Source organism: Solwaraspora sp. WMMB762 (assembly GCF_049179115.1).
GTDB lineage: Bacteria > Actinomycetota > Actinomycetes > Mycobacteriales > Micromonosporaceae > Micromonospora_E.
The window spans coordinates 4,803,238-4,827,247 of the sequence record NZ_JBMHMD010000001.1 but is presented as its reverse complement, the minus strand read 5'-3'; the positions used below and the strand labels follow the sequence as shown (position 1 = coordinate 4,827,247).

At 70.1% G+C, this 24,010-nt stretch carries 19 protein-coding genes and 1 pseudogene; 9 read left to right on the top strand and 11 right to left on the bottom strand.

The window, feature by feature from the left end:
- Positions 1-9: 9 nt before the first annotated feature.
- On the bottom strand, positions 10-660 hold the full coding sequence (locus ACN27J_RS21455; RefSeq protein WP_421368900.1) for a GNAT family N-acetyltransferase: 651 nt from the start codon (positions 658-660) through the stop codon (positions 10-12).
- Between the two features lie 286 nt (positions 661-946).
- On the opposite strand from ACN27J_RS21455, the gene ACN27J_RS21450 reads away from it, so the two are divergent.
- Together ACN27J_RS21450 and ACN27J_RS21445 are read left to right on the top strand one after the other, a co-directional pair.
- Positions 947-2,260, top strand: a complete 1,314-nt coding sequence (locus tag ACN27J_RS21450) for a PLP-dependent aminotransferase family protein (RefSeq protein ID WP_123606651.1) — start codon at positions 947-949, stop codon at positions 2,258-2,260.
- A 7-nt stretch (positions 2,261-2,267) separates the two neighbouring features.
- Entirely contained in the window at positions 2,268-3,281 is a 1,014-nt protein-coding gene (locus ACN27J_RS21445; protein WP_421368897.1) for a D-alanine--D-alanine ligase family protein, read from the top strand.
- Here the strand turns inward: ACN27J_RS21445 and ACN27J_RS21440 are convergent, their stop codons facing one another.
- The 9 genes and pseudogenes from ACN27J_RS21440 to rpmH form a co-directional block, all read right to left on the bottom strand.
- On the bottom strand, positions 3,282-4,226 hold the full coding sequence (locus ACN27J_RS21440; RefSeq protein WP_421368895.1) for a hypothetical protein: 945 nt from the start codon (positions 4,224-4,226) through the stop codon (positions 3,282-3,284).
- Positions 4,227-4,955: 729 nt separating this feature from the next.
- Positions 4,956-5,999: a ParB/RepB/Spo0J family partition protein gene (locus ACN27J_RS21435; protein WP_421368892.1), complete on the bottom strand. Its 1,044-nt coding sequence runs from the start codon at positions 5,997-5,999 to the stop codon at positions 4,956-4,958.
- A 27-nt stretch (positions 6,000-6,026) separates the two neighbouring features.
- Positions 6,027-7,238, bottom strand: a complete 1,212-nt coding sequence (locus tag ACN27J_RS21430; protein WP_421368890.1) for a ParA family protein — start codon at positions 7,236-7,238, stop codon at positions 6,027-6,029.
- Between the two features lie 240 nt (positions 7,239-7,478).
- Positions 7,479-8,303 carry a 16S rRNA (guanine(527)-N(7))-methyltransferase RsmG gene (rsmG, locus tag ACN27J_RS21425; protein ID WP_421368888.1) on the bottom strand — a complete coding sequence of 275 codons (825 nt, stop codon included), beginning with the start codon at positions 8,301-8,303 and terminating at the stop codon, positions 7,479-7,481.
- Positions 8,304-8,308: 5 nt separating this feature from the next.
- On the bottom strand, positions 8,309-8,944 hold the full coding sequence (locus ACN27J_RS21420; protein ID WP_416593417.1) for a protein jag: 636 nt from the start codon (positions 8,942-8,944) through the stop codon (positions 8,309-8,311).
- 178 nt (positions 8,945-9,122) lie between these two features.
- Positions 9,123-10,187, bottom strand: coding sequence for a membrane protein insertase YidC (yidC, locus tag ACN27J_RS21415; RefSeq protein WP_421368886.1), 1,065 nt, complete (start codon positions 10,185-10,187; stop codon positions 9,123-9,125).
- Positions 10,184-10,474, bottom strand: coding sequence for a membrane protein insertion efficiency factor YidD (yidD, locus tag ACN27J_RS21410; protein ID WP_421368884.1), 291 nt, complete (start codon positions 10,472-10,474; stop codon positions 10,184-10,186). The genes yidC and yidD overlap by 4 nt, the downstream gene beginning before the upstream one ends.
- A gap of 74 nt (positions 10,475-10,548) precedes the next feature.
- Positions 10,549-10,932: pseudogene (gene rnpA, locus ACN27J_RS21405) on the bottom strand (ribonuclease P protein component); the annotation flags it as partial.
- 34 nt (positions 10,933-10,966) lie between these two features.
- Positions 10,967-11,104 (bottom strand): 50S ribosomal protein L34, encoded by a 138-nt coding sequence (gene rpmH / locus ACN27J_RS21400; protein WP_123606641.1) that lies wholly within the window; start codon positions 11,102-11,104, stop codon positions 10,967-10,969.
- Between the two features lie 686 nt (positions 11,105-11,790).
- On the opposite strand from rpmH, the gene dnaA reads away from it, so the two are divergent.
- The 5 genes from dnaA (at position 11,791) to ACN27J_RS21375 (ending at position 18,197) form a co-directional block, all read left to right on the top strand.
- Complete coding sequence (dnaA, locus tag ACN27J_RS21395) at positions 11,791-13,641, top strand: chromosomal replication initiator protein DnaA (protein WP_421368881.1); 1,851 nt, start codon at positions 11,791-11,793, stop codon at positions 13,639-13,641.
- 770 nt (positions 13,642-14,411) lie between these two features.
- Positions 14,412-15,545: a DNA polymerase III subunit beta gene (gene dnaN, locus ACN27J_RS21390; RefSeq protein WP_282233044.1), complete on the top strand. Its 1,134-nt coding sequence runs from the start codon at positions 14,412-14,414 to the stop codon at positions 15,543-15,545.
- 51 nt (positions 15,546-15,596) lie between these two features.
- On the top strand, positions 15,597-16,472 hold the full coding sequence (gene gnd, locus ACN27J_RS21385; RefSeq protein WP_421368879.1) for a phosphogluconate dehydrogenase (NAD(+)-dependent, decarboxylating): 876 nt from the start codon (positions 15,597-15,599) through the stop codon (positions 16,470-16,472).
- 5 nt (positions 16,473-16,477) lie between these two features.
- Positions 16,478-17,626, top strand: a complete 1,149-nt coding sequence (recF, locus tag ACN27J_RS21380; RefSeq protein WP_421368876.1) for a DNA replication/repair protein RecF — start codon at positions 16,478-16,480, stop codon at positions 17,624-17,626.
- On the top strand, positions 17,616-18,197 hold the full coding sequence (locus ACN27J_RS21375) for a DUF721 domain-containing protein (RefSeq protein ID WP_123606636.1): 582 nt from the start codon (positions 17,616-17,618) through the stop codon (positions 18,195-18,197). Before recF ends, ACN27J_RS21375 begins: the two co-directional genes overlap by 11 nt.
- Before the next feature lie 64 nt (positions 18,198-18,261).
- On the opposite strand, the gene ACN27J_RS21370 is transcribed toward ACN27J_RS21375, so the two are convergent.
- Positions 18,262-18,822 (bottom strand): hypothetical protein, encoded by a 561-nt coding sequence (locus ACN27J_RS21370; protein WP_123606635.1) that lies wholly within the window; start codon positions 18,820-18,822, stop codon positions 18,262-18,264.
- Between the two features lie 588 nt (positions 18,823-19,410).
- On the opposite strand from ACN27J_RS21370, the gene gyrB reads away from it, so the two are divergent.
- Positions 19,411-21,354: a DNA topoisomerase (ATP-hydrolyzing) subunit B gene (gyrB, locus tag ACN27J_RS21365; RefSeq protein ID WP_421368874.1), complete on the top strand. Its 1,944-nt coding sequence runs from the start codon at positions 19,411-19,413 to the stop codon at positions 21,352-21,354.
- Positions 21,355-21,480: 126 nt separating this feature from the next.
- Entirely contained in the window at positions 21,481-24,009 is a 2,529-nt protein-coding gene (gene gyrA / locus ACN27J_RS21360) for a DNA gyrase subunit A (protein ID WP_289211717.1), read from the top strand.
- The last annotated feature ends 1 nt before the right edge of the window (position 24,010 follow it).

Genomic DNA, 24,010 nt, shown 5'->3' with positions numbered 1-24,010 from the left:
CCTCGACGGTCAGTTCGTCACCGCGCGGGTGGCCGGGCGCAGCAGGCTCTCCGGAGTCATCGAGCCGAGCAGCTTCTCCAGGGCGTACTCGACGTCCGACTTCCACGACAACGCGGTCCGCAACTCCAGCCGCAGCCGGGGGAACCGGGGGTGCTGCCGGACCGTCTTGAAGCCGACCGACAGGTAGAAGTCGGCTGGGGCGAGACAGCCCCGACCGGCCGTCTCCTCCGGGTCGGCGGTGGCGTCACCGAACGCCTCGATCGCCTTGATGCCCCGTTTGGTGAGATCCCGGGCCACGCCCTGCACCAGCATCCGCCCGAGGCCACCGCCAGCGAACGGCTGCACCACGTGCGCCGTGGTCAGCAGGACCGCGTCGGCGGAGACCGGGGACGTCGGGAACGCCATCGACCTCGGCAGGTAGGCCGGCGGCGCGTACATCACGAAGCCGGCCGGCATGCCGTCGACGTAGGCGAGCTTGCCGCAGGAACCCCACTCCAGGAGGGTCTGGGAGACCCACGCCTCCTTCTCCAGCGCCGGGTCGCCGGAGGTGCGGGCGCGGTCGGCCGCCACCGGATCGAGCTCCCAGAAGACACACCGCCGGCAGGATCTGGGTAGCTCCTCCAGCGTGTCCAGCGTCAGACTGACCAGACGTCGCGACATTGGCGATCCCCCACCACCGAACCGGTCAAGCGTTGAAACCCGCCGAGCTTCACCACGCGCCGTCTCCTGTCCCCAACGAGCGATCGTACGCCGCAACCTCGCGTCAGGGGAGAGGTCGGGCGTCCGGTCGCTGTCTTCGCAGGCCAATCCGGGTTCGCTGGTCCGACATGTGGTCGGTGTGGTAATGCCCACGCCGGGCGGCGACACGCCGGACTACCATCAGACGATCAGTGCGTGTCGCGGCCCGACCCGGCACCACCGGTGCGACGCATCTCGAGGTGAGGGCATGACCGGCACGACGCTCGACGACTACACCGACCGCTATGCCCGCCGGGTCCGGGGGATGACCGCCTCGGAGATCCGGGCGCTGTTCGCCGTCGCCAGTCGGCCGGAGGTGGTGTCGCTCGCTGGCGGAGCCCCGTACGTCGCCGCGCTGCCGCTGGACGCGGTCGGTGAGATGCTCGGCCGACTCGCCGCCGAGACCGGGACCTCGACCCTGCAGTACGGCATCGGCCAGGGCACCCTCGACCTGCGGGAACGGATCTGCGAAGTGATGTCGCTGTCCGGGATCGACGTCTCGTCCGGGGCCTCCCCCGAGGACGTGGTGGTGACCGTCGGCGGGCAGCAGGCCCTCGATCTGGTCGCCCGGCTCTTCCTGGACCCGGGCGACGTGGTCCTCGCCGAGGGCCCCACCTACGTCGGCGCCCTCGGCGTGTTCCAGGCGGCGCAGGCCCAGGTGGTGCACGTGCCGATGGACGCCGACGGGCTGATCCCCGAGGCGCTGGAGCAGGCGATCACCGACGTGGCCCGGTCCGGCCGACGGGCGAAGTTCCTCTACACCATTCCGACGTTCCAGAACCCGGCCGGCGTGACGCTGACCGACGAGCGCCGCGACCGGGTACTCGACATCTGCGAACGCGCCGGCCTGCTGGTCGTCGAGGACGACCCGTACGGCCAGTTGAGCTTCGACGGTGAAGCGCCGGCGCCGCTGCGGGCCCGGCGCCGGCACGGTGTCTTCTACCTGAGCACCTTCTCCAAGACCTTCGCGCCAGGGCTGCGGGTCGGTTGGATTCTCGCTCCGCACGCGGTACGCGAGAAGCTGGTCATCGCGAGTGAGGCGCAGATCCTCTGCCCCAGTGCCTACGCCCAGGCCGCAGTCGCCACCTACCTGGCCACCATGCCGTGGCGGGAGCAGCTCAAGACGTACCGGGAGGTCTACCGGGAGCGGCGGGACGCGCTGCTGTCCGCGCTGACCGACCTGATGCCGGCCGGGACGACCTGGACCCGACCGAGCGGCGGCCTGTTCGTCTGGGCGTCGCTGCCGGACGGGTTGGACGCCAAAGCCATGGTCCCCCGGGCCATCGCCGCCCGGGTGGCCTACGTTCCCGGCACCGGCTTCTACGCTGACGGCTCCGGGGCCGGCAACATGCGGCTCAACTTCTCCTACCCCCCGCCGGAGCGGATCCGGGAAGGCGTCCGGCGGCTGGCCGGTGTGATGGAGCGGGAGTCGGCGATGCGTGAGGTCTTCGGACCGGTCACCGGCGGATCCGGCCGACGTCAGCGCCCCGGCGCTGACGCGCCCGGGCCTGACTTGGCATGATTCGGGCATGAGCCCAGCGCTGGACCCCACCGCAACCGCATCCTCGTCGTCGTCCGCCGCCCCGGATCTGCGCGTGCTCGTGCTCGCCGGCGGGTTGTCGTACGAGCGGGACGTCTCGCTGAAGTCCGGTCGCCGGGTGCTGGACGCGCTCCGCTCGGTCGGCGTCGAGGCCGAGATGCGCGACGCCGACGTCTCGCTGATTCCAGCACTGCGCTCCGATCCGCCGGACGCGGTGGTCATCGCGCTGCACGGGGCGACCGGTGAGGACGGCTCGCTGCGCGGCGTACTGGATCTTTGCGGCGTGCCGTACATCGGCTGCGACGCCCGCGCCGCCCGCCTGGCCTGGGACAAGCCGTCGGCCAAGGCGGTGCTGCGCGAGGCGGGCATCCCGACCCCGGACTGGGTCGCGCTGCCCCACGACCGGTTCTCCGAACTGGGTGCGGTCGCCGTGCTGGAGCGGATCGTCGAACGGCTCGGCCTGCCGCTGATGGTCAAGCCGGCGCAGGGCGGCTCCGGGCTGGGCGCGGCGGTGGTACGCGAGGCGGCGGAACTCTCCGCAGCGATGGTCGGCTGCTTCGCGTACGACTCGACGGCGTTGGTGGAGCGGTACGTCACCGGGATGGACGTCGCCGTATCGGTCGTCGACCGGGGCGCCGGACCGGAGGCGCTACCGGCCGTCGAGATCGTGCCACGCAACGGCGTCTACGACTATGCTGCCCGCTACACCGCCGGACTGACGACCTGGCACGCGCCGGCCCGGCTGGACGAGCCTGCTGCCGAGCAGGTGGCGGCGACCGCCGTTGCCGCTCACCGGGCACTCGGGCTGCGGGACCTCTCCCGCGTCGACATGATCGTCGACCCCGACGGCCGGCCGCACGTCCTGGAGGTCAACGTCTCACCCGGGATGACCGAGACCTCGCTCTTGCCGCTGGCGGTCCAGGCTGGCGGACTGGACCTCGGCGAACTGCTCGCCACGCTGGTGGTCCGGGCCGCGGCCCGACCGTACGACCCGGCAAACTGATCACCTGGCGCTGCCGGTCGGCGACGCCGTCGCCGAATCGCCCGCAGCCGGGACTTCGGGCCCGTCCTGGTCCGTAGCGCCCTCCGGGTCCGGGTCGTCGTCCTTCTTCGCCTCGGTACCGGCCCCCGCGGCGGCGCTGTCGTCGGCGGGGGCAGCGGCATCCTCGGCGTCGGCCGGGTCGGCAGCAAGAGGTTCCCCCGGCTGGGTCGTAGCGACGTCGCTGGCGAGTTCGCCGAGATCAGCAGCTGGTTCGATGCTCTCCATCGGCACCACGAGCTCGGCCACGCCCGGTCCTGCATCGTCGACCTCGTCGAAGTCGTCGACGCTGACCGGATGGCTCGCCTGCTCGGTGAGGTTCGACGGTGCCCGCCACTGAATCCGCGGCGGCTCAGCGAGCTGACGACCGCCGAACTCCGCCAGCCACGCGGCGACCAGCGCCAGGTTCTCCCGCCAGCGTGACTCGGAGATCGGCGGCAGGATGCTGTCCCACAGGGAGAGGAACGTGCCACGCAGCTGCAGCTGCCCGTACGGCCGAGCCAGGAACCACAGGTGCAGGTGCGCCGAGCCGTCCCCCCATCGGTTCACGTGAACCCGGGCCACGCCGTCGAGCGACCGGATCGCCCGCTCGAGCCGGACGGTCATCACGCCAAGTTCGGCCGCGAGCAGGTTCGGCAGATCGCCGAGGTCGAAGTGGGACCGGGACTCCAGGATGAGGACCATCGGTAGCCCGGTCGGGCGGTCCATCGCGCGGACCCGCCAGCGTTCGCTGACCCAGATGTACGCGTCGTCCGGGGCGGAGCAGGACGAGCACTCCGCCGTGCCCTCACCCTTGCGAGGCGGTTCGACGTCAACCGGGTCGTCGAGTCGCTTGACCCGCAGGTCGCCCTCGAAGGGGAAGGATGGCCATCGCGCGAAGTCGGGAACCGAGGCAGGGGTGTCTGGCACGACGCTGACCCTAACCGAGTCTGCGCCGCCTGTCGTTCCCCGTTTCGGCCGGCCCGCAACTCTCATCCGGAGGGACGACCGGTCTCTGGTCAGCAGCCGGCCACGGCCCGCCGTCCCCGTTTTCCACAGGAGTTATCCACAGGGCGACAGCCCGGTCTACCCGCTGTTTCACGTGAAACGAGGCACCCTGTGGAAAACGCCTGTGGAAAACGCCCGGCCCCGTACCGGATCGATCCCGGGACACCCGGGACCCGCCCGGTCGGCGGCGGATTCACCTTGGTGCCTCCGGTGGCCCGGTCTTCTCAACGATCCATCGGCCGAGTGGTAACCGGGCTCGGCGAGCCGTTTGGCGCCGCCCGAAACAGCCGTAGGTCGGCCCTCGGGGCGGGCCGGGCGAGACCGTCGTTCCGGTTCCACGTGGAACATCTCCACCGGGCGGGTGCCTCCACCGGCCCCACCGGGCAGCTACCGGGCCGGGTGGCGGCCCCCACCGGCCCACCGTTTCACGTGAAACGAACCGCGCGGTCGCCTCCGCCCGGCCGACCGGCGAGAAGCGGGTGCCGGCTCCGGGTGGACTGCCGGCGAGGGTGGACCGGCCGGCAAGGGCGGGGTCCGGGGCGTTGCAGCGGCGCGGGCAGGGACCGCAGGAACAAGGGCTGGTGTTTCACGTGAAACACCAGCCCTTGCGAGGACATGCCATCTGCCGGGCCGGCGGACCGGCCCGGCAGATCAGTCGACGGCCCCAGAGGAGTCATCCCCGTCGCCCACTCCGATGATCCCGACGATCCGCTCCAGGTCGTCTACCGTGGCGAACTCGATCGTGATCTTGCCCTTGCTCCGCCCGATGTCGACCTTGACCCGGGTGTCGAATCGGTCGGACAAGCGATCGGCGAGATCGGTGAGGGCCGGGGCGTGGGCCTTCGGGCGTCGCTGCGGACTGGCCGTACGCTTCGCCGAGTCCTCGGTTCCGGCGAGTGCCACCAGTTCCTCGGTGGCCCGGACCGAGAGCCCTTCGGCGACGATGCGTAGCGCTAGGGCGTCCTGGGCGTCGGAATCGTCGAGGCTGAGCAGCGCCCGGGCGTGACCGGCCGACAGCACTCCGGCGGCCACCCTCCGCTGCACCTGAGCCGGCAGATTCAACAGCCGGATCGTGTTGGAGATCTGCGGCCGGCTCCGGCCGATGCGCCTGGCGAGTTCTTCGTGGGTCGCCCCGAACTCGTCGAGCAACTGCTGGTACGCGGCCGCCTCCTCGAGCGGGTTGAGGTTGGCCCGGTGGATGTTCTCCAGCAGCGCGTCCCGGAGCATCGCGTCGTCCCTGGTGTCCCGGACGATCGCGGGGATGGACTCCCGGCCGATCGCCTGCGCGGCACGCCAGCGGCGTTCCCCCATCACCAGCTCGTACTGCTCACCGTCGTCCAGCTGTCGTACGACGATCGGCTGCAGGAACCCGACCTGCTCGATCGAGACCTTCAGCTCCTCGAGCGCCTCGTCGTCGAAGACCTGCCGGGGCTGCTTCGGGTTCGGCACGATCGCGGCGACCGGCAGCTCCGCGAACCGGGCACCGGGCACCGGCGACAGATCGGCGGGCAGCGGCGCAGCCGGTTCCGTCGCGACGGCAGCAGAGGTGCCGACGCTGCCGGAGACGGCTGCGGTGGCCGGTGACGGGGTCACCGGCGCCGAGGCCGGCTGTGCGGCACCCGGCTGAACCGGAGCGGTGGTGGGGATGAGGGCACCGAGCCCGCGCCCAAGCCCGCCCTTCGGACGGTTCTTCATGCCCTGCCTCCCGCTCCAACCACCGTGTCAGACATTGCGACCGACCCGAGCGACACCGCGCTCGGCGATTTCCTGGGCCGCCTCGAAGTAGCTTGTTGCACCCCGCGATCCGGGATCGTAGGTCATCACCGACTGGCCGTAGCTCGGTGCCTCCGAGACCCGGACGTTGCGGGGGATGACCGACTGGAGCACCTTGTCCCCGAAGTGGTTGCGCACGTCCTGCTCGACGGCGTCAGCCAGCCGGGTCCGGCGGTCGTACATCGTGAGCAGGATGGTGGAGACGTCCAGCGTCGGGTTGAGATGCTGCCGGACCAGGTTGATGTTGTTGATCAACTGGTTTAGTCCTTCCAGCGCGTAGTACTCGCACTGGATCGGGATCAGCACCTCTTGCGCGGCGACCAGCGCGTTGACCGTCAGCAGACCCAACGACGGTGGGCAGTCGATGAACACGTAGTCCAGCTCGACCGGGTACGCCGTGATGGCTCGGGACAGCCGGGACTCCCGGGCCACCACGGAGACCAGCTCGATCTCGGCCCCGGCCAGATCGATCGTCGCGGGAACGCACCAGAGGTCTGGTATCCCCTCGACCGGCTGCGCCACCTCGGTCAGCGGGACGTTGTCGATCAGGCAGTCGTAGACGTCCGGTACGCCTGCGTGGTGCGGGACGTTGAGTCCGGTCGAGGCGTTGCCCTGTGGGTCGAGGTCGACAACCATCACCCGGTTCCCGTGCAGCGCCAGGGCCACCGCGAGATTCACCGTAGTGGTCGTCTTACCGACGCCCCCCTTCTGGTTGGCCACGCACATCACCCGGGTCCGGTCCGGCCGGGGCATGGTCACCTCGCCGCTGGGGTTCAGAATCTGCACGGCGCGCAAAGCCTCCATTGCCAAGGGGGGATCATCCTCTTCCCGATTCGGTGTTTCACGTGAAACGTACGGCTCGTCGGCGGCCGGGGAGGTCGGGTTGGGCGCCGGTTGCTCCGGCGTCGGGGGTGCGGCACCGACCGACGTGTCCGCTACGAGCGGCACGCCGGCCCGGGTCGGGTCGCCCGGCGTTGCGGGCACCGGCGTTGTGGGCACCGGCACCGTCGTGGGCGGCTGAGGTGCCCCACTGACCGGCACCGCCCCGCCCTCCGGCCAACCCGGGTGGTACGCCGTTTCACGTGAAACCAACGTGGGGTCGCCGACACCGTGGCGCTCGCCGGTCAACCGCGGATCCTCGTAACTACCGTTGTCATGCACCGTGTCATCCCTGCCCGCGTTGGATGGATCGGCACCGCCAGCGCTCACGACCGCGCTTCGGGCGTGGCGTGCGGACCGGCACGGGGCGGCAGGAGTCGTGCAACTTCGCGTTGCCGCCCGGTCCAGACTATCGACGCGCGGTCAGCCTACGGGGATCAGGGCCGGTGTGGCCACGGCCGACTGTCCGACGTGTCGCAGCCTTCACGTCGTTCCACTCCGCCATCAGGGCGGGTTCGGCAGTCACCCCCGGGTCCGCCGCGACGAACGCGGCCGTACTCGGTCGCCGCGTTCCGAGCGGCGTCGACCACCCGCCCCGGGCACCGGAGCGGACCGCTCGATCTCCACCACGGTGGTCGGCGGGTCGAGCCATCGTTCGCCGCAGCGACGCAGCACCGGATCACCGCCACCCGACCGAACCACCGCCGATCGGTGCTCGGTGATCTCCGCCCCGGCCGAATCGCCCTTCATGGCGAGTAGCCGCCCACCGGGCTCGACCAGCGGTAGACACCAGCCGGCCAGCCGGTCGAGTGGGGCCACCGCCCGCGCGGTGACCACCGGTGCCGCACCGTCGGGGAAATCCCGGCGCAGTTCCTCGGCCCGGCCACGCAGCACGTCGACCCGGTCGGTGAGGCCAAGGACCGACACCGCCTCGACGAGAAAAGCGGTACGCCGGGCCAACGGCTCAACCAGGATGACGCTGAGATCCGGCCGCGCCACGGCCAGGACCAGCCCGGGTAGACCGGCCCCGGATCCGACGTCCAGCACCGTCGCTCCGTCGGGCACGAGTTCGCCGACGACCGCGCAGTTCAGCAGGTGCCGTTCCCAGAGCCGGGGCACCTCGCGCGGCCCGATGAGTCCACGGAGCAGTCCTTCCGAGGCCAGCAGGCCGGCGTACCGGACCGCTAGCCGCAGCTGCTCGGCACCGAAAATCTCGCGGGCGGACTCGGGGGGCGACGCCAGCGTGGCCGGTCCTGACGGAACGGGCGCTCCCGACGGAACCGGCCCGGACGGGTTCCCGTCCGGGCCGGTAGCCACCCGATCAGTCTGCTCGGGCAGATCGGTCATCGTGCTCAGTCGGCCGGCCGGACGACAATGCGCCGGGTCGGTTCGACACCCTCGGACTCGCTCAGCACGCCGTCGAGCGCATTCACCACGTCGTGTACGCACTTGCGCTCGAAGGCGGACATCGGCTCCAGCCGCACCGGCTCGCCGTACTCCTTGACCTTCTCCACCGCGTTCTTCGCCACCGCGGCCAACTCCTTGCGCCGGTTGTTCCGGTAACCGCCGACGTCCAGCAGTAGCCGGCTGGGCGATCCGGTCTGCCGGAAGACCGCGAGCCTGGTCAGCTCCTGGAGCGCCTCCAGGGTCGCACCCCGCTGCCCGACCAGGGCACTGAGCTGCCCGCCGACCACCTCCACCACGGGACGGCCGCCGGAGACCAGCTCGTCGATGTCGCCGTCGTAGTCGAGGATGTCCAGCAGTCCCTCGACGTAGTCGGCGGCGATTTCGCTCTGCTGGAACAGGTCGTTGTCGGTGGCGGCGGAAGCGGGCGCTGACGCGTCCTTGCCGGCCGCGTCCTCGTCAGCCTCGTCGGTGCCCGCGTCGTCGGCGTCACCGGGACGGTCGTCGGCGCTGTCGGCGGCCCGGGCCGGGACAACCTCCTCGTCGACAGACGGGTCGGCACTGGGCAGGCTGGTATCGGTCACGGTGTCATCTCCGTACTCGCTCGGCGGAACCGGTCGGTCCGCTGGTTACCGAGGACCGGCGGACGGGCGCCGTGCCCTCGGGAGGTCTACGTTGCCGCCGTTGCGGCTGTGCGGGACGCCCCGCCGGCCACCGGGAAACGCCCGCCAGCAGGAGCCGGCCGCCGGGACGCCTGCCCGGTCAACCCGGACGCTTCGCCGGCCGCCGCTTCTTCGGGTTGACCGGCTTGGCACCAGGCTTGGGCTTGAGACCCTCGCGGACCGGGGCCGGCTCCGGGGCAGCGGCCTCGGCACCGTTGCCGCGTCGGGCGAAGACACCGGCCGACTTGGGCTTGGCGTCGGTCGTGCCGGGCTTGCGTGACTGGCCGGCACCGGACTTCGCCGCCGGCCGGCCGGCCGATTTCGACGTCGAGGTCGACTTCGTAGCGGGCTTCCCCTTGCCGGCCGGCATCGGCGGCGGCGGGAACTTGCGCAGTACCCACTGCTGCTGGCCGAGGGTGACCATGTTGTTCACCACCCAGTAGATGATGACGCCGATCGGGAAGATCGCGCCGGAGATGAGCAGCGAGGCCGGGATGCCGTAGAGCATCAGCCGCTGGATCATCTTCTGCTGCGGGTCCTCCGCCCAGCCGGTCTTGAGGATCATCTGTCGGCTGGTCAGGTAGGTGGTCACGATCATGACGATCACCAGGATCCCGGCGATCACCTTGACCGTGGTGCCGCTGGCACCCATCGCCGCCAGCTCGTCGGCCGTCGAGCCGAACCGCCCGGCGATCGGCGCGGTGAACAGACTGGCCCGGGAGGCATCGTAGAACTGGTCCGCGGTCCAGCCGTACAGGTCGACGTTGCGGGTCTGCTCCGGGTTGAGCCGGCGCAGGATGTGGAACAGGCCGAGGAAGACCGGGATCTGCAGGAACATCGGAAGGCAACCCATCAGCGGGTTGGCCTTCTCCTTCCGGTACAGCTCCATCATTTCCTTCTGGAGCGTCTCCCGGTCACCCTTGTGCTTCTCCTGCAGCTCCTTGACCTTCGGCTGCAGCGCCTGCATGGCCCGCTGTGACTTGATCTGCTTGACGAAGACCGGGAAGAGGATCACCCGGACCGTGACCACCAGGAAGATGATGGCCAGGATCCACGACCAGTTGGTGCCGAGCACCTCGGTCGACGGCACACCGATCCGGTCCCAGGCCGAGTGCCAGAACAGGAGGATCCACGAGATGGCCCAGTAGATCCAGTCGAGACTCAATTCGGGACTCCAGTCGCATCGGCACGGCGGCCGCCCGGCATCGGTACCGGGTCATATCCACCGGGGTGGAAGGGATGACAGCGCAGCAGGCGCCAACCCGCCAACAGCACCCCCCGAAGTGCTCCGCGCCGGGCGATCGCCTCCTGGGCGTACGCGCTGCACGACGGGTAGAACCGACAGCGGGCCGGCAGAGCCGGGCTTATCCAACGACGGTACGCGACGATCGCACCTGTCAGCAGGCGGCCACCCGGTGTCGCGGGGCGAGGTAGGTCGTCGGAGGCGGTCATCGGGCGTCCCCCGCTCTGGCCCGGGTCCGGGGTCCGGTGCGCGGCACGCCGGACGGGCGATCACCGGAGGTGCCGCGGGAACGGCGGTCGGCGGCGCGGACCGCGGCGGACAGCGCGGCGTCAAGGTCGACGGCCAGCCCTGCCGAGGAGGCTCCGGCGGCCGGCGGGAGGGCCCGGACGACCAGCAGGGCACCGCCCGGTAACGCTGCCAGCCGGGACCGGACAAGGTGTCGGAGCCGACGACGCACCCGGTTGCGGGTCACCGCGTTGCCGACCGCCTTGGAGACGATGAAGCCGGCCCGGGCACCGGAGCCACCGGTCGGCCCCGGTTGGTCGCCCGGCACCGCAGACGGCAGCAACAGGTGTACGACGAGCGAGCCACGGCCGGCCCGCCGACCCATGCGTACGACCTCGGTGAAGTCGGCACGATTCCGTACGCGCTCAGCGGCGGCCAGCATGGCGGTTAGATCTCCACGACGCCCGCGAAGACCATCAGGCGGACAGGCGGGCGCGGCCCTTGGCGCGGCGGGTGGAGAGGATGGCACGGCCGGCACGCGTACGCATCCGCAGCCGGAAGCCGTGGGTCTTGGCACGCCGGCGGTTGTTCGGCTGGAAGGTGCGCTTGCTCACGTCAGACTCTCCGTCAGGTGTGGCTCCCGGCCGGCGGCCCGGAGTCAGATGATCAGACCGGCTGTCGGTCAGGCCGGCGGTTGGTCAGATCCGGCCGTTGGTCGGGCCGGCGGTTGGTCAGAACCGGCGGTGCAGATCTGATCCGGCCCGTTGGTCAGGCGACGGTGCAGGTCTGCGCCAGCGCGTCGTGAGGGCACAACGCACCCGACTAGCTTATCAGAGGGGACCAGCGCCGACGGCTGGCCCGCCGCCGGCCACCGCCGGTGATCCGGCCGTGGAGCGACGCGGCCAGTGCCGCTACACGGTTTTCACCGGAACCGACAACGGGGACCGGCGACCGCCGGTTGAACGGTTGTGGACAACGCTGTTAGCGTGCCCGATTGCCGGTCAAGCATCAGGCAGCACCTGGCACCGCTTCATCGGTACGAACCAGGCAGCCGGGCCGGTCGCCCGCGACGGTGATCGACACCGGGCGCCGAGCCGGCAGGGGGCAGGTTCGGCGGACGACGGGGAGCCGCGGTCAGCAGTACACACAGGTTGTGGATAACTTGTGGATGACGGTCAGTTCAGCGGCCCGCAGCATGGCTCGTCGTACCTGTTCGAGAGCGGGACCGATCCCGACCGGCGGCCGACACAGAGACAGTGCCGGCGGCCGGGTACTCGGATGCGATGGGGGTGGCGCTACGGTGGCCGAGACGATAGACCTCGGCGCGGTCTGGTTGGCGACCACGGACGAGCTGGCGGACGAGATCGTCTCCGCCCAGCAGCGGGCCTATCTGCGGCTCACCCGGCTGCGCGCCATCGTCGAGGACACCGCGCTGTTGTCCGTACCCGACGCGTTCACCCGCGACGTCATCGAATCGCGACTGCGCCCGGCGATCACCGAGGCGCTGTCGCGGCGGCTCGGCCGACCGATCCAGGTGGCGGTCACCGTCCGTCCGCCGGAGGACGGTCAGGGTCGACCGGTCGGCACGGTGTACGGCACCGCGACCGTCGAGACCCGGCTGCACCACCCGGACGAGCCCGACCCACGGCTGGGCCCGCCCCCGCCCGGACCGGACCATCGCGACACCGACAACCACCGCTGGGACCGCGAGGGCATTGCCGGACCCGAGGCGCCGGAGCCGGTCAGCGGCGTGCCGGACACGCCCGACGGACCCCGTGCGCCGGAGCACCGCGTCGGCGTACCCGAGGCATTGGACGGCGCCACCGGCCGGCTGCCGGTGGTGCCGGCGGCCCGGACCGGCGACCAGGGCGCGCTCTTCGGTGACGACTACGCCGCCGGACCGCCAGGTCCGCAACGGCTCGACCACGACCTCGAACCGCCCGCGCAGCAACGCCCGGCCCGGCCGCCGACCGACTACCGCCCACCGGACCAACGGTACGGCGGCGTCGGCGACAGCCTGCCGACCAGCCCGCCCGACAGCGGCCCGGGGCGGGGTGGGCTGGACCACCGCGGCACCGGCCGGGACGACCGCCGGCTGACCGGACCGGGGGTGGACACCGGCGGAAACCGGCTCAACCCGAAGTACATGTTCGAGACGTTCGTCATCGGCTCCTCGAACCGGTTCGCGCACGCCGCGTCGGTCGCGGTGGCCGAGTCACCGGCGAAGGCGTACAACCCACTGTTCATCTACGGCAGCTCGGGGCTGGGCAAGACTCACCTGCTACACGCCATCGGTCACTACGCCACCACCCTCGGACACGCCCGGTCGGTGCGGTACGTGTCGACCGAAGAGTTCACCAACGACTTCATCAACTCGCTGCGTGATGACAAGACCAGCGCCTTCCAGCGCCGCTACCGTGACGTGGACATCCTCCTGATCGACGACATCCAGTTCCTGGAGAACCGGGAGCGGACCCAGGAGGAGTTCTTCCACACCTTCAACACGCTGCACAACGCGAACAAGCAGATCGTGATCACCTCGGACCGGTCACCGAAGCAGCTCGCCACCCTGGAGGATCGGCTGCGGACCCGCTTCGAGTGGGGGCTGCTCGCCGACATCCAGCCGCCCGACCTGGAGACCCGGATCGCCATCCTGCAGAAGAAGGCGGCCCAGGAGCGGCTGTACGCGCCCCCGGACGTGCTGGAGTTCATCGCGTCCCGGATCGCCAACTCGATCCGGGAGCTGGAGGGCGCGTTGATCCGGGTCACCGCATTCGCCAGTCTCACCCGGTCACCGGTCGAGCTGAGCCTGGCCGAGGAGGTCCTGCGGGACTTCATCCCGGACGGCGCCGGCCCGGAGATCACCGCCGACCAGATCATGGTGGCCACCGCCGACTACTTCGGGGTCAGCCTGGAGGACCTGCGCGGTCACTCACGTTCCCGGGTGCTGGTCAACGCCCGCCAGGTCGCCATGTACCTGTGTCGCGAGCTGACCGACCTGTCGCTGCCCCGGATCGGACAGGCGTTCGGTGGCCGGGACCACACCACGGTGATGCACGCCGACCGCAAGATCCGGCAGCAGATGGCGGAACGCCGGTCCCTCTACAACCAGATCGCCGAGCTGACCAACCGGATCAAGCAGATCGCCTGACGGCCCGCCGATCCGGCGGCCGGGCCGTGCGCCAAGCCGTGCGCCGGTCCGTGCGCCCTTTCGTGCGCCGTTGATCCGGCGGATCACTCACAGGTTCATCCACAGGTTTTCCACCGCGGCCGCTGCCGGACGGTGGATGACACCTGCATCCCGCCCGCCCGGTTGTCCACAGGCTGTGGACAACTATTGGGGAAACCGCTGTGGACAATCACTCTCAGTCACAGCTTGTCCACAGGCCCGCCACCTCCTGTGGGGATCCTGTTGAAGGTTCTGGGGACGACGGACCGGCATGGTGCCGGCACCTTGTCCACAGCTGGGGACGAACCCTCGGGATAACCGGTGGACAACCGGTGGATAACTCGGCACGGCTGTGGGCAGCCGGGCAGCCTGTGGATAACAACCCCGGTTGTACCCAGCCCTCTCCACAGGTAATCCACCGCCATCGAACCCACCTGACCTGCGTAAACGCGAGATGTCCACAGAGTGCACAGCCCCGATGAAGACGATGAGATTTATCTTCTAGACAACAAAAACCAATCACCGGCGTTGGGGATAGGTGTGGATGCAGCCGACCCGCCGCACCTGCCGGTCCGGTCAACCGGCAGAAGTCCGGGGCCGGACGCACGGGCCCGGCGGTCTGGCCTATCGTTCGGTGAGGTCCGTCGACCGATGACGGTCGAGCCGCCCAGGGACCGCCTCGGGTCCGGCACCACCGAAGATCGTTCGATCGAGTCGACGCGGAGGCACGGCATGAAGTGCGGAGGCATGGGATGAAGTTCCGGGTGGAGCGCGATGCGCTCGCCGACGCGGTGGCCTGGACGGCCAAGAGCCTGCCGAACCGGCCGTCGGTGCCGGTGCTGGCCGGCGCGATGCTCCGGGTCACCGACGGTTCCCTGCAGGTCTCAGGATTCGACTACGAGGTTTCCAGCCAGGTGACCGTCGACGTGCAGGGTGATGCCGACGGCTCGGCCCTGGTCTCCGGTCGGCTGCTCGCCGAGATCACCAAGTCGCTTCCGGCCAAGCCGGTCGACATCGCGGCGGTCGGTGCGCATCTGGAGCTGGTCTGCGGCAGCGCCCGGTTCACCCTGCCGACCATGCCGGTGGAGGACTATCCGACCCTGCCCGAGATGCCGGCCAGCGCCGGCCGGGTCGACGCCCCGACGTTCGCCGCCGCGGTCGCCCAGGTCGCGGTGGCCGCTGGCCGCGACGAGACGCTGCCGATGATGACCGGGGTCCGGGTCGAGCTGGAGGGCAGCCGGCTCGCCATGCTCGCCACCGACCGGTACCGGCTGGCCATCCGGGAGATCGACTGGCAGCCGGACGATCCGGAGATCAGCCTGAACGCGCTGGTGCCCGCCCGCACCCTGGCCGACACAGCCAAGACGCTCGGGCCGATCGGCGGCGAGGTCACCATCGCGTTGGCGCACGGCGGGGCCGGCGAAGGCATGATCGGGTTTGCCGGCGGCACCCGCCGGACCACCAGCCGGCTGCTGGACGGTGCCAACTACCCGCCGGTCCGGTCGCTCTTCCCGAGCAGCCACAACGCCGAGGCCCGGGTGGCCGTGAGCACTCTCGTCGAGGTGGTACGCCGGGTCGCCCTGGTCGCCGAGCGCACCACCCCGGTGCTGCTCAGTTTCAGCGCGGACGGGCTCGTGGTGGAGGCCGGCAACACCGAGGAGGCGCGGGCCAGCGAGGCGATGGAGGCCGCGTTCACCGGTGAGCCGCTGACCATCGGGTTCAACCCGCAGTACCTGATCGACGGCCTGCAGAACCTCGGCTCGGCCACGGCGGTGTTCACCTTCGTCGACGCGTTCAAGCCCGCGGTGATCTCACCGGCCGGCGAGGACGATCAGATCATCCCCGGCTACCGCTATCTGATCATGCCGATCCGGGTAACCCGGTAACACCGGGACACCCGGTGGGCGACGATCGGGCAGCGACGAAGGGGGCACACCGTGCAGTTGGGCATCATCGGCCTGGGCCGGATGGGCGGCAACATGCGGGACCGGCTACGCGACGCCGGTCACCAGGCGTACGGCTATGACCGGGACCCGGCGGTCAGCGACGTTGCCAGCCTCGCCGAGCTGGTCGACCGGCTCGGCGCCCCGCGGGCCGTCTGGATGATGGTCCCGGCCCAGGTGACGTCGTCGGTCGTCGATGAGCTGTGCGGCCTGCTCGACGCCGGCGATCTGGTGATCGACGGCGGCAACTCGCGGTTCAGCGACGACGGGCCGCGCGCGGCCCGGCTGGCCGAGCACGGCGTCGGCTACCTCGACGTCGGGGTGTCCGGCGGGGTGTGGGGCCGGCAGGCCGGGTACGGGCTGATGGTCGGCGGCGACGCCGAGCACGTCCAGCGGATGATGCCGATCTTCGAGACGCTCAAGCCGCCGGCGGAGCACGGCTTCGTGCACGCCGGCCCGGTCGGTGCCGGACACTACGCGAAGATGGTGCACAACGGCGTGGAGTACGCGTTGATGCACGCCTACGCCGAGGGCTACGAGCTGATGCTGCAGAGCGAGTTGATCACCGACGTGCCCGGGGTGATCAAGTCCTGGCGCGACGGCACCGTGGTCCGGTCCTGGCTGCTGGATCTGCTGGACGCCGCGCTCGACGAGGACCCGCAACTGGCGGCGCTGCGGGGGTACGCCGAGGACACCGGCGAAGGGCGCTGGACGGTCGACGAGGCGATCCGGCTCGGGGTGCCGATGAACGTGATCGCGGCCTCGCTGTTCGCCCGGTTCACCTCACGGCAGGACGACTCCCCGGCGATGAAGGCGGTCGCCGCCCTGCGCAACCAGTTCGGCGGACACGCCGTGCAGTCCAGCCCCTGACCTCCGTGTACGTCCGCCGTCTCGAACTGATCGATTTCCGCTCGTACCAGCGGGTCGAGCTTACCTTCGAACCGGGTGGCAGCGTGCTGGTCGGGCCGAACGGGGTCGGCAAGACCAACCTCGTCGAGGCGCTCGGCTACCTGGCGACGCTGGGTAGCCACCGGGTCGCCACCGACGCGCCGCTGGTCCGGGTCGGCGCCGACTCGGCGATCATCCGCTGCCTGGTCGTGCACGACCAACGGGAGCTGCTGGTCGAACTGGAGATCGTGCCGGGTCGGGCCAACCGGGCCAGGCTGGGCCGGTCGCCGACCCGCCGGGCGCGGGAGGTCATCGGTGCGCTGCGGCTGGTGCTGTTCGCCCCCGAGGATCTGGAGATCGTCCGGGGCGACCCGGCCGAACGCCGCCGCTACCTGGACGAGCTGCTGGTCACCCGGCTGCCCCGGTTCGCCGGCGTACGGGCCGACTACGACCGGGTGGTCAAGCAGCGCAACGCGTTGCTGCGCAGCGCGTACCTGGCCCGCAAGACCGGAGGTGACCGGGGCGGTGACCTGAGCACGCTGGACGTCTGGGACGCCCATCTGGCCCGGCACGGAGCCGAGCTGCTCGCCGGCCGGTTGGAGCTGGTCACCGCACTGGCCCCGCACGTGGCCAAGGCGTACGACGCGGTGGCGGCCACCAGCGCGGCGGCCGGCATCAGCTACCGGCCGTCGATCGATCTGCCGGATGCCGGGACGGTGCCGCCGGCGGCGGACCGGTCCGCGCTGGAGTCAGCGCTGCTGGCCGCGCTCGGCGAGGCCCGCCGCAGTGAGGTCGACCGCGGCGTCACCCTGGTCGGCCCGCACCGCGACGACCTGCATCTGACGATCGGCAGCCTGCCGGTGAAGGGGTACGCCAGCCACGGCGAATCCTGGTCCTGCGCGCTGGCGCTGCGGCTGGCCGCGTACGACCTGCTCCGCACGGAAGGCATCGAGCCGGTCCTGGTCCTCGACGACGTGTTCGCCGAACTGGACAGCGGCCGCCGGGAACGACTCGCCGAGTTGGTCGCCGGGGCCAGCCAACTGCTGGTGACCTGCGCGGTGGCCGAGGACGTCCCGGTAGCGTTGCGCGGGGCACGCTTCGAGGTCAGCCGTGGGGAGGTACGCCATGTCGGATGAGCCGCAGCACGGTGAGCCGGCGCAGGCTGCCGACCAGCCGCCGATCCTGCCCCCGCCGTCGACCGGTCCGCAGCTGGCCAGGGCGGTGCTGGACGCGGCCCGCGCCCGTCGGGAGGCGAACCGGCCCCGCCGCCGGACCGGTGGCGGCAGCGACGCGGGGGGAGCCGGGTCGGGCGGCCGACGACTGCGCGGCTACTCGGGCCCAGGGCCGGACCCCCGCGATCCCCAACTGTTCGGCGACGTGCTGGCCCGGCTGGTCAAGGCGCGCGGCTGGCAACGGCCGGCCGCCGAGGCGACCGTCTTCGGTGCCTGGGAACGGGTGGTCGGGCCGGAGGTGGCCAAGCACAGCCGCCCGGTCAAGTTGGAGAACGGCGAGTTGACGGTCGAGGCGGAGTCGACCGCGTGGGCGACCCAGCTACGTCTGCTCGCCCGCTCGTTGCTGCGCCAGATCGCCGCCGAGGTCGGGCACAACGTGGTGACGAAACTGCACATCCACGGCCCGGCCGCGCCGTCCTGGTCGAAGGGTCCGCGGCGGGTCCGCGGTCGTGGCCCGCGCGACACGTACGGTTGATCCCACCCGGCCGGCCCGCTCCCTGGCCGCCGCCGGCCGCCCGGAAGACGCCGGCCGCCCGGGATCAGGCTTCCGCGTCGGCGTAGACGGCGAAGCCGCGGTCGGCGCAGCGGCGGTAGAAGCGGGACAGCACCGCCAGCTCCGACCGGGGGAAGCTCCACTGCGGCGCGTCACCGGCGTCGTCGCGTAGCGCGTCGAGCCGGCTGTCCAGCCAGCGCAGCTGCTGTTCGGCGAGCCGGGCCCCGGCGAGGGCGTCACGCAGCACCGCCCCGACCGTGTCGAAGGTGACGGTGTCGCCGTACCGGTCGTGGCCGTCGACGAACCGCTCCAGGCCGCCGGCGATCCAGGCACAGCCGTCCGGGTCGATCACCGGGTCCTCGTCCTCGGCGGCCGCCTCGGTGGCGTACAGCACTCCGGTCAGCCCCAGCAGCAGGTCCACCAGCTCGGTGTAGGCGGTGGCCCGGACACTGCCGGTCTTCGCGATGTAACCGGCGAGCGCGGCGGTCGGCGCCGCGACGTCGGCCTGCTCCGCCAGCTTGTCGAAGTCGACGAACTCGGCCGGTGCGACCGGTTCGTAGAACTCGCCGACCCGTGGCCATTGCACCGCGACGTTGTCCAGCCCCATCGCAAGCGTCACCCTTCTCCAGCTGGTGGCCCGGGTCGGGTGCGCATCCGCGATGCTGCTGCCCGGTGCGAGCCTGTGCGGTAGCGGCACTGTAGCGGCATCCGGGTAGTCGTTTCACCTTCAGGTGGCCCGGCGGGCCGCGTGACCGACGGCGCGGTGCCCCGTGGCCGTCCGAATGACGGATCTGGTGCGTGTGGGGGTGGTCGCGGTGGGTGGGGTGCGGCCGGCTACGAACCTCTCAGCCGCTTTACGGGGGTGCCGCGTCCCGGTTATGTCGGCTCGGCACAGTAGGATCGGAGACAGAGACGAGGGAGACCCGCGCGGCGCGACGATCCGGAGCCCGCCCGGCAGGATCACCGACGAGGTGACCGCCGGCAGCCGTGATCGCCGGACCGTACGGGGCCCAGCCGTTCGTGATCCGCGGGTCCGCTGCGGCGTACGGCGCGTTTCGCCACCCGTCGGCGATCCACCCGGAAGATGCGGGTTGTCGGCCATGGTGCCGGTTCGCGTCCGCCCGCCGTCGGAAGATCCGCCGAACCCCGCGTCCCTGTGCCGTCGCGGCCCAGGTGTGCGAGAAAGTGGCTGAGGGTGTCAGCGCAGAACAACCAGGAGTACGGCGCCGAGTCGATCACCGTGCTGGAGGGTCTCGAGGCGGTCCGCAAGCGACCGGGCATGTACATCGGTTCGACCGGTGAGCGCGGCCTGCACCACCTGGTCTGGGAGGTCGTGGACAACGCGGTCGACGAGGCGCTGGCCGGGCACTGCGACACCATCGAGGTGGTGCTGCTCGCCGACGGCGGGGTGCGGGTCACCGACAACGGCCGCGGTTTCCCGGTGGACCTGCATCCGAAGCTGAAAAAGCCGGGTGTCGAGGTCGCCCTGACCGTGCTGCACGCCGGCGGCAAGTTCGACGGTAAGGCGTACGCGGTCTCCGGTGGCCTGCACGGGGTCGGCGTCTCGGTGGTCAACGCGCTCTCCGTGAAGATGGAGGTCGAGATCCACAAGGCCGGCCACGTCTGGCGGCAGCAGTACGCCAACTCGAAGCCGACGCCGCTGGACAAGGGCGAGACGACGAACCGGACCGGGTCCGCGGTCGCCTTCTGGCCGGATCCGTCGATCTTCGAGACCACCGAGTACGCGTTCGAGACGATCTACCGCCGCCTGCAGGAGATGGCCTTCCTCAACCGTGGGCTGACCATTCAGCTGCGCGACGAGCGGGTGGCCGACGACGACGGAAAGCACCGCGAGGTCACTTTCTGCTACAAGGGTGGTATTTCGGACTTCGTCCGCCACCTCAACGCCTCGAAGAACCCGATCCACAAGAGCGTGGTCGAGTTCGGCGCGGAGGAGGAGGGCATGTCGGTCGAGATCGCCATGCAGTGGAACGAATCGTACGGCGAGTCGGTCTACACCTTCGCCAACACCATCAACACCCACGAGGGCGGCACCCACGAGGAGGGCTTCCGGTCCGCGTTGACCAGCGTGGTCAACAAGTACGCCATGGACAAGAAGCTGCTCAAGGGCGACGAGAAGCTCTCCGGCGAGGACATCCGGGAAGGGCTCGCCGCGATTATCTCGGTCAAGCTGGCCAACCCGCAGTTCGAGGGCCAGACCAAGACCAAGCTGGGCAACACCCCGGTGAAGAGCTTCGTGCAGCGGGTCTGCAACGAGTGGCTCGTCGACTGGCTGGACCGTAACCCGGCCGAGGGCAAGATGATCATCACGAAGGCCACCCAGGCGGCCCGTGCCCGGATCGCCGCCCAGCAGGCCCGCAAGCTGGCTCGGCGCAAGTCGTTGCTGGAGTCCGGGTCGATGCCGGGCAAGCTGGCCGACTGCCAGTCCACCGACCCGCGCGAGTCGGAGGTCTTCATCGTCGAGGGCGACTCGGCCGGCGGCTCGGCCAAGCAGGGGCGGGATCCGCGTACCCAGGCGATCCTGCCGATCCGGGGCAAGATCCTCAACGTGGAGAAGGCCCGGATCGACCGGGTGCTGAAGAACAACGAGGTCCAGGCGCTGATCACCGCGCTGGGCACCGGCATCCACGACGATTTCGACATCGAGAAGCTGCGCTACCACAAGATCGTGCTGATGGCCGACGCGGACGTGGACGGCCAGCACATCCAGACGCTGCTGCTGACCCTGCTGTTCCGGTTCATGCGTCCGCTGGTCGAGTTGGGCCACGTCTACCTCGCAGCCCCGCCGCTGTACAAGATCAAGTGGAACCGGAAGGGCGACGACGCCCAGTACGCGTACTCCGACCGGGAACGCGACGGACTGATCGTGCTGCGCCAGCAGAAGAAGCCGAACGCCAAGCCGGACGACATCCAGCGCTTCAAGGGCCTGGGCGAGATGAACTACCCCGAGCTGTGGGAGACGACGATGAACCCGGCGACGCGTACGCTGCGTCAGGTGACTCTGGACGACGCAGCAACCGCCGACGAGCTGTTCAGCGTTCTGATGGGTGAGGACGTCGAGGCGAGGCGCTCCTTCATCCAGCGCAACGCCAAGGACGTCCGCTTCCTGGACATCTAGCCCCCCGCGCGGCCGGGCGACCCCCGAACCGGGGCCGGCCCGGCCGCGTCATCAGCAACTTCGCCAGCTTCCACAGCCGTTGTCCAGCACCGGTATGACGGTTTTAAAGGTTGATAAGGGTTAACTGTGACGGATACTCCCGAGTCCTTCGGCAGCGAGCCGGATCCCGTGGCAGCCGCCGCGGCCGCGGTCGCCCGCCACGATCGCATCGAGCCGGTCGGGCTGGAAGTCGAGATGCAGCGTTCGTACCTCGACTACGCGATGAGCGTGATCGTCGGGCGCGCGTTGCCGGACGTACGGGACGGGCTCAAGCCCGTACACCGCAAGATCCTCTACGCCATGTTCGACTCGGGCTACCGGCCGGACCGGGGCTACGTCAAGTGCTCCCGGGTCGTCGGTGACGTGATGGGCCAGTTCCACCCGCACGGCGACTCGGCCATCTACGACGCGCTGGTCCGGATGGCGCAGCCCTGGTCGCTGCGGTACCCGCTGGTCGACGGCAACGGCAACTTCGGCTCCCCGGGCAACGATCCGGCAGCCGCGATGCGCTACACAGAGTGCAAGCTCGACCCGCTGGCGATGGAGATGCTCCGGGACATCGACGAGGATACCGTCGACTTCCAGGACAACTACGACGGGCGGGCCAAGGAACCGGTGATCCTGCCGGCCCGGATCCCCAACCTGCTGATAAACGGCTCCGAGGGCATCGCCGTCGGCATGGCCACCAAGATCCCGCCGCACAACCTGCGGGAGATCGCGGCGGCGGTGCAGTGGTGCCTGGAGAATCCGGAGGTCGACGAGGCCACCACGCTCGAGGCGTTGATCGAGATCGTCAAGGGCCCGGACTTCCCGACCGCCGGTCTGATCGTCGGCACCACCCCGATCCAGGACGCCTACCGCACCGGTCGCGGGTCGATCCGGATGCGGGCCGTGGTCGAGGTCGAGGAGGACAAGAAGGGCCGGACCTCGCTGGTCGTCACCGAACTGCCGTACCAGGTCAACCCGGACAACCTCGCCGAGCGGGTCGCCGAGCTGATCAAGGAAGGCAAGATCGGCGGGATCGCCGACATCCGCGACGAGTCGTCCGGGCGTACCGGCATGCGGCTGGTGCTGGTGCTCAAGCGCGACGCCGTCGCCAAGGTGGTGCTCAACAACCTCTACAAGCACACCCAGTTGCAGGAGACGTTCGGCGCCAACATGCTGGCCCTGGTCGACGGGGTGCCGCGCACGCTGAACCTGGCGCAGTTCATCCGGTTCTACGTCGAGCACCAGATCGACGTGATCCGGCGGCGCACCGCGTACCGGCTGCGCAAGGCCGAGGAGCGGGCGCACATCCTGCGCGGTCTGGTCAAGGCGCTGGACATGCTCGACGAGGTGATCGCCCTGATCCGGCGGTCGCCGACGGTCGAGGACTCCCGGCAGGGCCTGATGCGGCTGCTCGACGTCGACGAGATCCAGGCCACCGCGATCCTGGACATGCAGCTGCGCCGGCTGGCCGCCCTCGAACGGCAGAAGATCATCGACGAGCTCGCCCGGATCGAGTTGGAGATCACCGACCTCAAGGACATTCTGGCCAAGCCCGAGCGGCAGCGGCGGATCGTCTCGGAGGAGCTCGGCGAAATCGTCGCCAAGTGGGGCGACGAGCGGCGGACGAAGATCGTGCCGTTCGACGGCGAGGTCTCGATGGAGGACCTGATCGCCCGCGAGGACGTGGTGGTCACCATCACCCGCACCGGGTACGCCAAGCGGACCAAGGTCGACCTCTACCGCTCGCAGCGCCGGGGCGGCAAGGGCGTCAGCGGTGCGACGCTGCGCCAGGACGACATCGTCAGCCACTTCTTCATCGCGTCCACCCATGACTGGATGCTGTTCTTCACCAACAAGGGCCGGGTCTACCGGGCGAAGGCGTACGAGTTGCCGGAGGCGTCGCGTACCGCCCGGGGCCAGCACGTGGCCAACCTGCTGGCCTTCCAGCCGGACGAACACATCGCCCAGGTCATCCGGATCCCGAACTACCAGGTGGCGCCCTACCTGGTGCTGGCGACCCGCAACGGCCTGGTCAAGAAGACCCGGCTGGAGGAGTTCGACTCCAACCGCTCCGGTGGCATCATCGGCATCAACCTGCGGGACGCCGACGAACTGGTCGGGGCGGCTCTCGCTGGCGGGGCCGACGACCTGCTGCTGGTCTCCAAGAACGCCCAGGCGATCCGGTTCACCGCGACCGACGAGGCGCTGCGTCCGATGGGGCGGGCTACGTCGGGGGTGATCGGGATGCGGTTCACCGATACCGACGAGCTGCTCGCCATGGCGGTCGTCCGGGAGGGGATGGACCTGGATGTTTTGGTCGCCACCAATGGCGGGTACGCGAAACGTACTCCGATCGAGGAGTATCCGGTGCAGGGCCGGGGAGGCAAGGGCGTGCTGACTGCCAAGATCACCGAGCGCCGTGGTGGTCTTGTCGGCGCGGTCGTCATCAGTCCGGACGACGAGCTCTTCGCGATCACCAGCAACGGTGGCGTGATCCGGACTCCGGTGAAGCCTGTACGACGTACCCGGGACCGGAACACAATGGGGGTCAAGCTCATGGACCTCCCAGACGGCGTGACCATCGTGGCCATTGCTCGCAATGCCGACGAGCCTGACGAACAGGACTAGT